This is a genomic window from Roseinatronobacter thiooxidans, assembly GCF_001870675.1.
Lineage (GTDB): Bacteria > Pseudomonadota > Alphaproteobacteria > Rhodobacterales > Rhodobacteraceae > Roseinatronobacter > Roseinatronobacter thiooxidans.
On record NZ_MEHT01000004.1, the window covers coordinates 38797 to 52712 of the forward strand.

The 13916-nt window shown below is 62.5% G+C and carries 11 protein-coding genes; 3 read left to right on the forward strand and 8 right to left on the reverse strand.

The features are described 5' to 3' along the window. Positions 1-36: 36 nt before the first annotated feature. A complete protein-coding gene (locus BG455_RS02080) occupies positions 37-1299 on the forward strand; it encodes an NAD(P)/FAD-dependent oxidoreductase (protein WP_071468305.1) in 1263 nt (420 codons plus the stop codon). A gap of 303 nt (positions 1300-1602) precedes the next feature. On the opposite strand, the gene BG455_RS02085 is transcribed toward BG455_RS02080, so the two are convergent. The 3 genes from BG455_RS02085 to mnmC2 form a co-directional block, all read right to left on the reverse strand. After that, complete coding sequence (locus BG455_RS02085; RefSeq protein ID WP_071468306.1) at positions 1603-3105, reverse strand: fused MFS/spermidine synthase; 1503 nt, start codon at positions 3103-3105, stop codon at positions 1603-1605. Between the two features lie 76 nt (positions 3106-3181). After that, the gene (locus BG455_RS02090; protein ID WP_071468307.1) at positions 3182-4051 is read right to left on the reverse strand and encodes a DMT family transporter; all 870 of its coding nucleotides are present in this window, start codon (positions 4049-4051) and stop codon (positions 3182-3184) included. Continuing rightward, positions 4048-4704 carry a tRNA (5-methylaminomethyl-2-thiouridine)(34)-methyltransferase MnmC2 gene (mnmC2, locus tag BG455_RS02095; protein ID WP_071468308.1) on the reverse strand — a complete coding sequence of 219 codons (657 nt, stop codon included), beginning with the start codon at positions 4702-4704 and terminating at the stop codon, positions 4048-4050. The genes BG455_RS02090 and mnmC2 overlap by 4 nt, the downstream gene beginning before the upstream one ends. Before the next feature lie 52 nt (positions 4705-4756). On the opposite strand from mnmC2, the gene BG455_RS02100 reads away from it, so the two are divergent. Next, the gene (locus BG455_RS02100) at positions 4757-5797 is read left to right on the forward strand and encodes an NAD(P)/FAD-dependent oxidoreductase (protein WP_071468309.1); all 1041 of its coding nucleotides are present in this window, start codon (positions 4757-4759) and stop codon (positions 5795-5797) included. Positions 5798-6118: 321 nt separating this feature from the next. On the opposite strand, the gene BG455_RS02105 is transcribed toward BG455_RS02100, so the two are convergent. The 5 genes from BG455_RS02105 to hisS all read right to left on the reverse strand — a co-directional run bounded on the left by BG455_RS02105 (position 6119) and on the right by hisS (position 12182). Continuing rightward, positions 6119-7486: a cytochrome P450 gene (locus tag BG455_RS02105; protein WP_071468310.1), complete on the reverse strand. Its 1368-nt coding sequence runs from the start codon at positions 7484-7486 to the stop codon at positions 6119-6121. Next, positions 7483-8718: a hypothetical protein gene (locus BG455_RS02110; protein WP_177190865.1), complete on the reverse strand. Its 1236-nt coding sequence runs from the start codon at positions 8716-8718 to the stop codon at positions 7483-7485. The genes BG455_RS02105 and BG455_RS02110 overlap by 4 nt, the downstream gene beginning before the upstream one ends. A 172-nt stretch (positions 8719-8890) precedes the next feature. Further along, complete coding sequence (gene hisG / locus BG455_RS02115) at positions 8891-9613, reverse strand: ATP phosphoribosyltransferase (protein WP_071468311.1); 723 nt, start codon at positions 9611-9613, stop codon at positions 8891-8893. Beyond that, a complete protein-coding gene (locus BG455_RS02120) occupies positions 9610-10695 on the reverse strand; it encodes an ATP phosphoribosyltransferase regulatory subunit (protein WP_071468312.1) in 1086 nt (361 codons plus the stop codon). Before BG455_RS02120 ends, hisG begins: the two co-directional genes overlap by 4 nt. Continuing rightward, entirely contained in the window at positions 10692-12182 is a 1491-nt protein-coding gene (hisS, locus tag BG455_RS02125) for a histidine--tRNA ligase (RefSeq protein ID WP_071468313.1), read from the reverse strand. The genes BG455_RS02120 and hisS overlap by 4 nt, the downstream gene beginning before the upstream one ends. A gap of 241 nt (positions 12183-12423) precedes the next feature. Between hisS and BG455_RS02130 the strand changes: the two genes are divergently transcribed. After that, positions 12424-13905, forward strand: a complete 1482-nt coding sequence (locus BG455_RS02130; RefSeq protein WP_071468314.1) for a replicative DNA helicase — start codon at positions 12424-12426, stop codon at positions 13903-13905. Positions 13906-13916 lie beyond the last annotated feature (11 nt).

The window sequence follows — 13916 nt, forward strand, 5'->3', positions numbered from 1 at the left end:
ATCAGCCTTGTAAAAGGCGCCAATGGGAGAGACTTCATGATACTGAACAGACGCAGATTTCTGGGCACGGCGACCGCAGCCTCGGCAGCCCTTTCAGCCCCCATGGCCTTGGGTCAGGCCAAGCCCCGCGTCGTCGTCATTGGCGGTGGGTCGGGCGGCGGAACAGTTGCGCGCTACATCGCCAAAGACAGCAATGGCGCAGTCGATGTGACCCTGATCGAGCCATCGCGCATGTATTACACCTGCTATTTCTCGAACCTGTATCTGGGCGGGTTCTGGGACTTTGACGCGCTTGGCCATGATTACGGCAATATCGCGCGCACAGGTGTGAATGTTGTGCATGACTGGGCCGTGGGTGTGGACCGCGATGCACAGACTGTGGCGCTGGCCTCTGGCGAATCCATTGCCTATGACCGTCTGGTTGTGGCCCCCGGCATCGATTTTGTCGAAGGCTCGGTTCCCGGTTGGGATGTGTCGCAGCAAAGCAAAATGCCCCATGCCTATAAATCCGGCACGCAGGCGCAACTGCTGAAACACCAGATCGAGAATATGCGCGAAGGCGGCACATTCTGCATGGTAGCGCCCCCGAACCCCTATCGCTGCCCCCCCGGCCCGGGCGAGCGTGTATCGATGGTGGCGCATGTCCTGTCACAGACCAACCCGACCGCCAAAATCCTGATCGTGGACCCGAAGGAAAATTATTCCAAACAGGCCCTGTTCGAAGAAGGCTGGGAACGCCACTACCCCGGCATGGTCACCCGCATCGGCCCCGATTTCGGCGGCAACAATGTCGAGGTGCGCCCCGACTCCATGGAAGTGGTGATCGATGGTCAGGTCGAAGCTGTCGATGTGTGCAACGTAATCCCTGCACAGAAAGCCGGTAAAATTGCGGAGCTGGCGGGGCTGACCGATGCATCGGGCTGGGCACCTGTTCTGCCATCGGACATGCGCTCGCGCATGGATGAGAATGTCTTTGTACTGGGCGATGCCAGCGCACAGGGTGCCATGCCGAAATCGGGCTTCTCGGCCAATTCGCAGGCCAAGGTTGTGGCAAACGTCATCCGGGGCGAGTTGACGGGCAGCCGCATCTTCCCTGCGCGCTATTCCAACACCTGCTGGTCGCTGATCGCCACCAATGACGGTGTGAAAGTCGGCGCGAATTACGAGGCAGGCGCAGACCAGATCGAATCCGTCTCCAGCTTCATAAGCCAGACGGGCGAGGATGCAGAGCTGCGCCAGCAGACCTATGAGGAAAGCATCGGCTGGTATAACGGGATCGTGGCCGATATTTTCGGGTGATCTGGACTCAGTCAATGACGAGTAAGGGCGAGGCTGCGGCCTCGCTCTTTTTTTTAGTGGTAGCTGCTATGCGGGACGTTTCAGCGGTTCGCCTGCGCGGAATAGAGGGCCGTAGGCCCGCCGCGCATCGCCGGGCCGCCCCCGGCACGGCGATTTGGCTTGGCTATGCGCAAAGCCTTGATCTTACGCGGATTTGGCTGGCATAAAGTGCTGTAGCAGGACGCCAGGATCGCCGCACCACGGCCCGACGCTGCGCGGCTTGAGTCAACAGTCAATGGTACCTTACGCCCTCGAACCGCCCCCTCAGCCCCCGCGCCCCAGAAGGCGGTCAATCGGCGCGAAGTCATCTGTCAGCACAATCGCGCGGCGGTCCTCGATAATCCCTTGCAGCGAGGATGCCGCGATCCGCACGGCCTGACGCGGTTCCGGCCCGTCATGGCGGATCTGGCTGACAGGCGAAGGGCTGGCCCCCGCCACCATCAGAAACACCCGCCGCGCCTGACTGGTATCATGGCTGGGATCGGCCCAGATTTCGACCACGTCAAACACTTCGCGCGCGGTCACACTTAGCGAGGCCAGAACATCCAGCCGGTCCATATGGTCGATGATTGTCATCAGAAACGCGCCATCATGGTTCAGCCGTGACGCCGCCAGATCAAAAAACTCGCGCGTGATCAGATGCGGCGGGGCCGCGATATCGGTAAAGGCATCGCCAAGGATCAGGTCATAGGTTGTGTCCTCGCGCGCCAGCACATTGCGCGCATCGGCATGGACCACGCGCATGCTATCCGGGTCGAACCAGAAGCTTTCAGCCGCCACTTGCGTCACTGCAGGGTCCACTTCGGCGACAGTCACATCCACTGGCTCGCCCATCTCGACCCATGCGCGCGGCACCGTATAGGTGCCGCCCCCGATGATGAACCCGTCCCAATGCGTGCGCCCTGCCATGCGCATGCGCGACAGCCCGTCCTGCATCATGCCATGCGGGGTCAACATGGCGCTGGCATCTGTCCCGTCCGAGATGCCATGCACCAGGTGGTCCAGCACCATCAGGCGCACGGGTTCATCTGCGGTGGCGGAAATATCGACCACACGGATGCAGAAATAATCGCTCTCGACTGTGCAAGGGTCAGGCCGGTACAGGGCGGCACCGGCCAAGGCCAGCGGCACCAGCGATGCAACCGCCCCCTGCACCAGCCAACGGCTGACACCGTTTGCCGCCATGAAGCTGTAGAAAGCGACAGCAATGTAAACCACTGTCACCACAGTCAGCGTTCCCACCGACCCCAGCCAAGAGATGAACACAAACCCCGCCGCCAGCGTCCCGATAATCGCGCCCCATGCGCCTGCGGCAAACATCGCCCCCAAAGCGCGGCCAGAGCGTTCGGGGTGGCGCATGACAGCGATCTGCGACAGGATCGGTGCTGGAATACCTGCAAAGAAGGATGGCAGGAAGAACACCAGCATGGTCAGCGCGACAATCGCGGCGACAGGGTCTTCCAGCACTGTAATCACTGGCCCCGCCGTGACCCGTAGCAAGAACACCGCGCCCGCGGTTGTGACTGCGGCCAGCAGCATGGCCCATGCATTCGCGCGCAAGGCGCGGTCAGCGGGCCATTCCGCCAGACGCCCGCCCACCCAATGGCCTGCGGAAAACCCTGCCAGCACCACGGCAATCACCGATGTCCATGTATAAAGCGACATGCCCACATAGGGGGCCAGCATCCGCCCCGCCACAATCTCCACCACCAGCGAGGCTGCCGCAACTGTGGCCTGAATGGCAACCAGAACCCATAACTTGTGCATCGTGTCTTCCTGTCTCTTCCCTGTCGCGCAGCTTAGGGTGTCAGTTTATATGGTGCAATCCGAATATATGAAGACCTTACGCCTTGCTGACGCGCGCGCGCCACAGCGTGAACAGCCCCGCCCCCACAACGACGCCTGCGCCAATCAGCACATTGGTGCGAATGGCCTCATGGAACACAAGTATTCCAAGGGCTGCCGCGAAGGGCAGTTGCAAATAGGCAAAGGGTTGCACGGCGCTGGCCTCTGCCACCTCATAGGCGCGGATCAGCAGGTAATGGCTGAAAGCCGAGGTCAGGCATAAAAGCCCCATCCACAGCCAGTCGCTTTGCACCATCGGTTCCCAAAACCAGATGCCGATGGCGGTCATCGTCACAGCGCCCGTAGTGCCTGTCCAGAAAAAGCTGACAGCAGCGCTGTCATCGCGCGCGACATAGCGCGTCAGCAGGCCATACAGCGCGAACATGAAGGCGGCCAGCAAGGGGATCAGCGCGGCAGGCTGGAACACCCCAAAGCCCGGCTGCAAGATGATCAACACCCCCAGAAACCCGATCCCAATGGCAACCCAGCGCCGCCAGCCCACCTTTTCCCCCAAAACCGGCCCGGAAAGTGCTGCAATCAGCAACGGATAGACCGCAAAGACGGCATGGCTTTCAACCAGCCCAAGCACGACAAAGGCCGTAACCATCACACAGATTTCCAGCGCCAACAGCACGCCGCGAAAGATCTGCACAAGCGGCTGTTTCGTCGCCACTGCGCTGCGCAGCCCCCCCGCCTGCCGCGCGGCTACCACGATTACGAAACTGGCAAAGAACCAGTAGCGGATCATGATGATCATGAAGACATTATATTCCCCTGCCAGATGGCGCGACAGCCCGTCTTGCATGGCAAAGACAAAGGCTGTGGCAATCATCAGCCAGATGCCAAGGGTGTTGTTCTGCTCGGTCATGGTTTGTGGCCTGTGCTCATGTGGCGTTTGCGCCCGTATCCGGCGCTGCGGGTCACGTCGAAGCCTGCCGCGCTGAGTGCGCGGCGCACATGGCCTGCGGCGGTATAGGTGGCGAAACTGCCGCCCCGTGCAGTGTGGCGGCCCACTTCCAGCATCAAAGCGTCTGACCACAGTTCGGGGTTCTTCGCGGGGGAGAAGCCGTCCAGATACCACGCATCTGCAAGGCCCTGCCAGCGCGGCAGGGTTTCGCGCGCATCACCGATGATAATCTCAACCTCTGCCCCGCCCAAAGTGAAGCGCCGCGCGCCGCTGCCCCATGCGGCCAGCAAAGGGGCCGCATCCAGCATGGGAAAGGCCGCCAGCGCGCGCGCCATATCTGGCCCCGACATCGGAAACGCCTCGAAACTTGTGTAGCGGACAGGCCCACGGTCGCCCAAGGCGGCCAGCGTGGTCAACAGGTTCAGGCCGGTTCCGAAACCAAGCTCTGCGATGTGAAAATCCGGCCCCGCGCGTTCGGGCAATCCGTTGCCGCGTAAGAACACATGGCGCGTTTCCTCCAGCCCGCTTTCAAGCGAGAAATAGGGGTCATCGAAGCGGGTCGAGATGGGAATCTCGCCCTCTCTCCAGTCGAGTTCTGCGTGCTGGTCGTTCATGCCGGTCTGCTTTATGTCACATGTGAAACAGTCATGCAGAGCGCGAAGGGAAATGACAATGGCCGATGTAACGATCATGGGCGCGGGCGTGTTCGGGCTGGCGCTGGCGCTGGTCTGTGCCGAGCGCGGCGCGCGGGTGCATGTGATCGAGAAGCGCCATATCGGGGCGGGGTCCAGCGGTGGGCTGGTCGGCGCGCTGGCCCCGCATGTGCCGGAAAACTGGAACGACAAAAAGGCGTTCCAGTTTGAGGCGCTGCGCATGGCGGCATCTTTCTGGGCGCGGGTGGCAGGGGTGTCTGGGGTTGATCCGGGCTATGCGCGGCTGGGGCGCGTGCAGCCTGTCTCTGCCGATGCGCTGGCGCTTGCGCACGCCCGCGCGGACAATGCCGCCCATTTGTGGAAGGGCTTTGCAACATGGCAGGTCATGCGCGCGCAAGACGCGCCGGGCCTGCCACTGGTCACCCCCTCGGGTTGGGTGATCCATGACACGCTGAGTGCGCGGTTACACCCAAGGCGCGCAGGGCAGGCGCTGGCTGGGGCGGTGCAAGCATTGGGGGGCACGATCAGCACAGGCGAGGTGCCGCAGGGTGATGGGCTGACTGTCTGGGCCACGGGCCATGAAGGGCTGGATGATCTGTCAGCGGCACTGGGCCGGCCCATCGGGTCCGGCGTCAAGGGGCAGTCGATCCTGCTGCGCCATGCCAGCCCCGACGCCCCGCAGATATTTGCCGACGGCTTGCATATCGTTCCCCATGCCGATGGCACTGTGGCCATAGGCTCCACCAGCGAGCGGGAATTTACCGACGCCGCTGGCGTGGACGGGCAATGTGACACACTTTTGGCGCGTGCACGCGCCACCTGCCCCGCCCTGCAAGACGCCCCTGTGATAGAGGCATGGGCAGGCGTGCGCCCCCGCGCCAAAAGCCGCGCGCCGCTGCTGGGCGCATGGCCGGGGCGCGAGGGGCATTTTGTCTTCAATGGCGGTTTCAAGATCGGCTTTGCAATGGCCCCTGTCCTTGCCGGATGCATGGCCGATCTGGTGCTGGAGGGGCGCGATACGATCCCCCAAGGCTTCGGCTTCAGCGCGCTGTAGGCATTTGGTGTTGTGCACCTCACGCAAGAGTCCTAACGGCTGCAAGGCGGGCTTGGGGGCATACCCTGCGCGGAATCAAGGGCCGCAGGCCCGCCGCGCATCGCCGGGCCGCACCATCGGCACGGCGATTTGGCTTGGCTATGCACAAAGCTTTGATCTTACGCGGATTTGGCCAGCATAAAGCGCTATAGCAGGGCGCGAGGATCGCCGCACCGCGGCCCGACGCTGCGCGGCTTAGTACCCATAACTGCTATGTCCGCAAAGTCCCGCTTTACCGACCTTCGTGACCGATTGGCGGCACCCAATGACAGTTGCACAACATCAGCGGCGCGCGCGCAGATCAAGCCAGATCCCATCGCGCGCGCGCACGGTCATTTGGGCCATCGGCACCGGCACGCGGCCTGCGACGGGGCGAAACTCGTAGTCGCAGAGCAGGCGCGCCAAAATCAGCACAGCCTCGGCCATGGCAAAGCCTGCACCCGGGCAAACCCGCGCACCCACCGAAAAGGGCAAAAACCCGTCACGCGCGCAGGCTTTTGTGTCGTCCTGCTGCCAGCGTTCGGGGCGGAACTCATGCGGGTCGGGCCAGATGTTTTCATTCCGCCCCATATGCCACAGCGACACCACCACTTGCGTGCCCCGTCCCAGTTTGCGCCCGCGAAATGCCTCTCTCTGTGCGGCCTCTCGCACCAGCATCGGCACAGGCGGATAAAGACGCAACGCCTCTCGGAACGTGTCACGGATCAGGGGGAAGCGGCGCAGCACACCGAAATCTGGCGCGGTGCCTGCCTCCAGATAGGGGCGCAGGGCTTGGGCTTCGTCGGCCAGTTGCGCTTGCCAGTCGGGGTGGGTGGCGATCAGATACAGCGCCCAAGCCAGCGCAGAGGCGCTGGTTTCATGGCCCGCCAGAAAGAAGATCGCCACCTGATCGACCATTTCATCCGTGTCGAACCTGTCCCCCGTCACCGGATCGCGGGTGGTCATGATCTTGGTCGCCAGATCATCTGGGGCGGTGCCATCGCGGATTGCGCCCATGCGCGCTGCGGTCATCTGTGTGATCAAGGCGCGGATTTGTGCTGCGGTATCGCGCGTCTTGCGTGAAAAAACGCGCGGAAAGACCTTTGGCAAGCGCACAAATGCGGCAAGGTTCAGGATCGGGGCAGAGCGTTGATGGGCACGGAATGTCTGATAGACCTGCCGGGCCGTGTCATCTTCAATCGGCACCGAAAACAGGGTGCGGAAAATGACATCGGCGGCGGCATGGCTCATCACCGCCTCAATCTCAGTCGGGCCTTGGGGCAAGCGGGCTGCCGCGCCTTGGGCAGCGTCCCACATGGCGGGGAATGTATCGCGCAGGCGCCCCCCCTCGAAGGCGGGGTCGATCATGCGGCGCTGGCGTTCCCACAGGGGGCCGTTGGTGACAAAGACCGAATTGCCCAGCAAAGGCCGCAACCCTTCGCGCACACGTTCGGATTTCGGGAAATCGCGCGGGCGTTCCTGTAACACCAGACGCACCAGATTTGGCGTATTCACCATGACAGAATGCAGAAACGGCAGCTTCACTTCGGCCATTTTCGCCCGATACAGCCGCGCAGGCTGGGTGGACAGAATATCGCGCCGGAACATGGCCAGATGCTGCCAGAACCGAATGCGCTCGGGGCGGTGGTCGGGCATGGGGGGGCGTGTCATGTCAAGTGCTGGCTTTTGGGTAAATAGCAGGCCGTGCTGACACTGGCCGAGGGTTTGCGCCCCCTATAGCGGTCGGCCAAGCTGCGCGGGCCTGCGGTAATCAGGAAATAATCGTAATCCTTGGGCGCATCAAACGCGCAGAGATACTGGAAATGCAGCCGGAAATAGCGGCGCTTGTATTTGCGGTAAGTTTGCGGCGTCAGGCTTTGGGTAAAAGCGGCCGAGATCATCAAGGGCCAGCGCTTGCCGCTGGCAGGCGCGGCCCCGGAACACGACACCGGATCGCATAGCGCGTAGCAGCACCCATCGCCGGGGGCGGTCACATCCAGCCAGAACAGCTCGTCGCGCTGCGACAGGTAGCGCAGATCCGCGCGCAAGCCCTGTGCCTCTGGCAGGTAGGATTGCATTGGCACAGCATGGCCCAAGGACAAAAAGGCCAGTTTCTGATGTGCTCCTGCATGGCCCGCGCGGATCACCCGCGCCAGCACCGACACGCCCAGATGCACGCCGGACGAATGGCCCACGACCAACACTTCATCAAGGCTCTCATCGTGCAGGGCGGCGGCGATCAGGTCTACAAATTCATCCAGCCGCGCTTCCAGTTCGGGCGGGTTGCGGCCCTTGTGCTTGGCGGTAAAGGCGAAATCCAGCAGCAGGTAATGCACGAAAAACCGGCCATCAATCTTGCGAAACCCGTGCAGGACTGGTGGGATAACCCCAAGGCCCAGCACATAGGCCAGCCATGGGGGCATGAGCGCAGCCAGACCCCAGCCCACCAGCCCCGCTGCCAGAATCGCAATCGCCAACTGGCCCAGCAGCATGACCACCGGATACATCGCCGCAATGCCCGGACCCGCGCGCAGCCGGAACAGCCGGAACAACACCCCTGTGGACAAATAGACCCATGCGGTTTTCACCAAAAGCAGATAGGTGGCAAATATACCGGCCTGCATCGAATCCTTCACGATGTCGGACCATTGTAGAATATTGATCTCGCTCTGGGTGTGGTGCCCGTCAACATCTGTGGTGACCACCCAACCATATGGCCCGCTGCCTGATTTCGGGCGCTGGGTGATCTGGTAGCCGGAAATGCGCGCCTGATCGGTCGATTCGCAGCGGTATAATTCGCGGTAGCGGCGCGGAGGAAACGGGTCATAGCCGGGAATATAGAAAACACGCCTACGGCGCACGTTTTGCGGGGAAGGGGAAGAAATGTCCCGAATGCTTTGCATCTAAAAATCCTGCCGTCATTGCGCGAATGATACCGGGGAAAAACGGCAAGAATAAGCCAATCCGGCTTTTGGACAACCAAGATTTCAGACAAATCTTGATGCGCCACGGTAGCGACACGGAGACCCCGGATCAAGTCCGGGGTCATGGCGCGCCGGAATGGGACGCCCCGCTCTAGCTGTCTTGCAGGGACATCTCTTGCGGCAGCGTGATGCCAAGGCGCTGCGCCAGCTTTGCCATTGGCGCGGCCACCTGCCCCCAATCCGCGCCCCGCGCTGCAAATAGCGTGGCTTGCGAGCAATGCACCGGCGCATCGCGCAGGATTTTCAGATGATTGGCGCGCAATGTCTCGCCAGTGGAGGTGATGTCGGCAATTGCCTCGGCGGTCAGGTTCTTGACAGTGCCTTCGGTCGCGCCCTGACTGTCCACCAGTTGATAATCCGCCACCCCATGCGCGCGCAGATAGTCGCGCACCAGCCGATGGTATTTCGTGGCAATCCGCAGCCGGAACCCGTGCTGTGCCCGAAACGCGCTGGCGACCGCATCCAGATCATCGAGCGTTTCAACATCGACCCATGCTTTGGGCACCGCCACGATCAGATCGGCATGGCCAAAGCCCATCGGGGCCAGTTCCGCCACTTGCGCGGACCAATCCGCCAGATCCTCGCGCACAAGGTCAGAGCCGGTGACGCCCAAATGAATCCGCCCCGCTGCCAGTTCGCGCGGGATTTCAGAGGCAGAGAGCAAGACCAGCTCGACCCCCTCGACCCCGTCGACCGCACCGGCATATTCGCGCGCCTCGCCTGTGCGCGACAGGCTGACACCACGCGCGGCGAACCATTCAAAGGTTTTCTCCATCAACCGCCCCTTGGACGGGACACCCAGTTTCAGGGTCATGCTGCGCCCTCCAGTGCGGCCAGGGTTCCGGGGCGGATCACCCCGCCCACTGCCGGAATGGCGCGCCCCTGCCCCAGCACAGCCGTCAGCGCGTCATAGCGCCCGCCGCTGGCCACAGGCGGCAGGTCGTCGCGCGCAGAGACAAAACCGAACACGAAGCCATCGTAATATTCCATTGTCGTGCGCCCGAAACTGGCCTCGAATGGCAGGTTGGCACTGTCAATGCCAGCCGCGTCCAGCGCATCCAGACGCGCCTCCAGCCGGTCAAGCGCGGGGGCAAGGGCGGCCCAGTTCTGCACGCGCATCGCAGCCAGCGCCGCACGCGCAGGCGCTTTGAGCGATAGCAGGTTTTCCAGCGCCGCCACCTGTGCGCGCGGGATGGGCGGTGTCGCGGCATCTGCCAGCAATGTGGTGATGCGCGCGCGAATGTCATCTTCACTGCGCAGGCCCACCATCTGGCCTGCCTCTTGCAGCAGCGCGTCAGCAGGGCGGCTGCGCAATTGCGCAATCAGGTCGGCGCGGGCCTGCGCCAAGGGGCCATGCCCGCCCATCCGCTCCAGCAGCGCGCGAAAGCGCTGGGGCCGCCAGATATGGCGCAGCAGTGCGGCCTTGCGCTGGGGGCTTGTCTCCAACCCTGCCACAGCGGCTTTCAATATGCCCATGTCACCTGTCACAGGCCGCAAGTCGTACTCTGCCAGCAGCCGCGCAAACAGCGCGAACACTTCCGCATCTGCGCGCGCGGGGTCATCGCGGGCAAACACCTCATAGCCCACTTGCAGATATTCGCGCGCCCGCCCGCCTGCGCGCTCTTGCTTGCGAAACACCGCGCCCGAATAGCAATAGCGCGCAGGCTCTGCCCCCTCGCGCATATGCGCCTGCACCACCGGCACTGTAAAATCCGGCCGCAACATCATCTCGCCCAAGGCGGGGTCATGGGTGACATAGGCGCGCGCGCGGATATCCTCGCCATACAGGTCCAGCAGCGTTTCCGCAGGTTGCAGGATATCCGCCGCTACAGGCAGCGCGCCCGCATCCTGCATCTGCGCCAGCAAGGCGCTTGCAATGGCTTGGGCGCGTGTCATCCGTGCCGCCCCATAATCTCGCGCACTGTCGCCACCAGATCGGCGCGCGGCACTTCCACTTGCGCGGGCTGGGATTTCCATTCTTCAACTGTGGCATCAACCGCCAGCTTTGCGCCAAGGATCAGGTCTTTCACCTGCACCACATCGCGCGCGGCCTCATCCTCGCCCTGAATGATGGCGACAGGGCTTTGGCGTTTATCGGCATATTTCAACTGGTTGCCGAAATTCTTGGGGTTGCCCAGATACATTTCGGCGCGGATGCCTGCGGCGCGCAGCTCATTCACCATGCCCATGTAATCGGCCATGCGGGTGCGGTCCATGACCGTCACCACAACCGGCCCAAGTGCTGCATCGTCCAGCCGCCCCTTGGCCGCGAGTGCGGCGAGCAGCCGGTCCACGCCAATACTGACGCCAGTTGCAGGCACAGACTGGCCGGTAAAGCGCTTGACCAGATCATCATAACGCCCGCCACCCGCCACAGAGCCGAACTGGCGCGGTCGGCCTTTTTCATCAAGGATTTCAAAGGTCAGTTCAGCCTCGAACACAGGGCCGGTGTAGTAGCCAAGCCCGCGCACCACCGAGGGGTCGATGATGATGCGGTCGGGGCCGTAGCCTTGGGAGTCAAGGAGGGCGGCAATTTCTACCAACTCGCCCACACCTTCCGTGCCGCCCTGTGAACTGCCCACCAGTTCCCGAAGGCGCGCACAGGTTGCAGCGCCGCTGTCGCGCAGGGCATCCATGAAACCCATCACCACATCTGACTGAACAGCACCCAGCCCCGCCCCCTTCGTGAAATCCCCACTCTCATCCTTGCGCCCCTCGCCCAGCAACGCGCGCACCCCTTCAACCCCAAGCCGGTCCAGCTTGTCGATGGCGCGCAGCACGATGCCGCGCTCGTGCTCGAACTTTGACGGATCAGCGGGGTCCAGTATCCCCGCAACCTCCATCACCCCGTTCAGCACCTTGCGGTTATTGACGCGGATCACATAATCCCCGCGCGGAATGCCCACCTCTTCCAAGGCATCCGAGAGCATGGCGCAAATCTCGGCATCGGCGGCCACGCTGGCCGCCCCCACTGTATCCGCATCACATTGATAAAACTGCCGGAACCGCCCCGGCCCGGGTTTCTCATTGCGCCAGACCGGCCCCATTGCATAGCGGCGATAGGGGCTTGGCAGATCGTTGCGATATTGCGCCGCCACGCGGGCCAACGGCGCTGTCAGATCATAGCGCAGCGCCAGCCAGTCGGCATCTTCTTCCCATGCAAACACGCCTTCATTCGGGCGGTCCACATCGGGCAGGAACTTGCCCAATGCCTCGACCGTTTCCACGGCGGAAGTTTCCAGCGCGTCGAATCCGTAGCGATGATACACCGCCGCGATCCGGTCCAGCATGGCCTTGCGCGCGGTCACTTCCGCGCCGAAATAGTCACGAAAGCCCTTGGGCGTCTCTGCCTTGGGGCGTCTGGGGCCCTTGTTCTTCGCCATGCGCGCGCACTCCTTGGCCTCGGGGTCGGCTTGGCCTTAGCCCAAGGGGCGGCAAGGGGCAAGAGCGCAGGCCATCGGCCCCCTGCCTCTCGCGCGCCGCCCCTGCATTTTGCGGCACAAACACGCCGCCCCACCAGATAAAGCTTATCCACAGGCAACCCACAGGCTTATACAATTTGCCTGCCCCCCCTGCCATCTGCTATCACACCCCCAATCAAAAGCAGGTCAGGCAGGTGGCACAATGAACGAGATCACGGCGATCCGGTCGCAAAACGATGGCACAGCCAATCCGATGCCCCATAACATCGAGGCAGAGCAGCAGCTTCTGGGTGCGATTCTGGTCAATAACGATGTCTATGACCGCATCTCGTCGCTGGTGAAGCCCGAACATTTCCACGACCCTGTGCACCAGCGCATATTCGAGATAGCCAGCACCCGCATCCGCAAGAACGCGCTCGCCTCTCCGGTCACGCTCAAGGCGTTCATGGAAGAGGATGAGGGGCTGAAGGAACTGGGCGGCCCCGCCTATCTGGCCCGCATCGCGGCGGCTGCGATTTCCGCCTATGCCGCGCGCGATTATGCACAGATGATCTACGAATTGGCAGTGCGGCGTGACCTGATCCGCCTTGGACAGGACATATCCGCCCGCGCCGCCCAAATGGATGTCACGTCCGAGCCGAAAGAACAGATCGTCGAGGCCGAACAGCGGCTGTATAAACTGGCCGAACAGGGCGTGGCCGAACGCGGCTTTCAAAGCTTCCTCAAGGCGGTGACAGATGCGGTGAACATGGCCAATGCCGCCTATCAGCGCGAAGGCGGGCTTGCGGGCATTTCAACCGGGCTGATCGATCTGGACAAAAAACTGGGCGGGCTGCACCCGTCCGACCTGATCATCCTTGCCGGACGCCCCTCGATGGGCAAAACCTCTCTGGCCACAAACGTCGCTTTCAACATCGCCAAAGCCTATAAACACGGGCTGAAACATGACGGCTCCGAAGGGGCTGTGGATGGCGGGGTGGTGGGCTTTTTCAGCCTTGAGATGAGCGCCGAGCAGCTGGCCGCGCGCATCCTGTCCGAGGCCTCCGAGGTGCCCTCGGAACAGATCCGGCGCGGCGACATGACCGAGGGCGAATTCCGCCGCTTCGTCGAGGCCGCCAAGGCACTGGAAGCCTGCCCGCTTTACATTGACGACACGCCCGCCCTGCCCATCAGTCAGGTTGCGGCCCGCGCGCGCCGCCTCAAGCGCACGCATGGGCTGGATGTGCTGATGGTGGACTACCTCCAGCTTCTGCGCGGCACCTCGAAGGAAAGCCGCGTGCAGGAAGTCTCGGAAATCACCCAAGGGCTAAAGGCCATCGCCAAAGAGCTGAACATCCCTGTTATTGCGCTATCGCAGCTGTCGCGGAACGTGGAATCGCGCGAAGACAAACGCCCGCAACTGTCGGACCTGCGCGAATCCGGCTCGATCGAGCAGGATGCCGATGTGGTGATGTTCGTCTACCGCGATGAATATTACCGCGAACGCGAAAAACCCGGCGAGGACGAGCACGAAAAGATGGCCACATGGCAAGCCAAGATGGAAACCGTCCATGGCAAGGCCGAGGTGATCATCGGCAAGCAGCGCCACGGCCCCATCGGCACGGTCGAACTCAGCTTCGAGGGGCGCTTCACCCGCTTTGGCAATCTGGCAAAGGCATGGCAGCAGGGCGAGCAGAATTTCTGATGGCGGCAGCG

Bases quoted from the DNA above. Each gene is read 5' to 3' on its own strand.
- BG455_RS02080 (WP_071468305.1), top strand. From the start codon at position 37: ATGATACTGAACAGACGCAGATTTCTGGGCACGGCGACCGCAGCCTCG.
- BG455_RS02085 (WP_071468306.1), bottom strand. From the start codon at position 3,105: ATGCACAAGTTATGGGTTCTGGTTGCCATTCAGGCCACAGTTGCGGCA.
- BG455_RS02090 (WP_071468307.1), bottom strand. From the start codon at position 4,051: ATGACCGAGCAGAACAACACCCTTGGCATCTGGCTGATGATTGCCACA.
- mnmC2 (WP_071468308.1), bottom strand. From the start codon at position 4,704: ATGAACGACCAGCACGCAGAACTCGACTGGAGAGAGGGCGAGATTCCC.
- BG455_RS02100 (WP_071468309.1), top strand. From the start codon at position 4,757: ATGACAATGGCCGATGTAACGATCATGGGCGCGGGCGTGTTCGGGCTG.
- BG455_RS02105 (WP_071468310.1), bottom strand. From the start codon at position 7,486: ATGACACGCCCCCCCATGCCCGACCACCGCCCCGAGCGCATTCGGTTC.
- BG455_RS02110 (WP_177190865.1), bottom strand. From the start codon at position 8,718: ATGCAAAGCATTCGGGACATTTCTTCCCCTTCCCCGCAAAACGTGCGC.
- hisG (WP_071468311.1), bottom strand. From the start codon at position 9,613: ATGACCCTGAAACTGGGTGTCCCGTCCAAGGGGCGGTTGATGGAGAAA.
- BG455_RS02120 (WP_071468312.1), bottom strand. From the start codon at position 10,695: ATGACACGCGCCCAAGCCATTGCAAGCGCCTTGCTGGCGCAGATGCAG.
- hisS (WP_071468313.1), bottom strand. From the start codon at position 12,182: ATGGCGAAGAACAAGGGCCCCAGACGCCCCAAGGCAGAGACGCCCAAG.
- BG455_RS02130 (WP_071468314.1), top strand. From the start codon at position 12,424: ATGAACGAGATCACGGCGATCCGGTCGCAAAACGATGGCACAGCCAAT.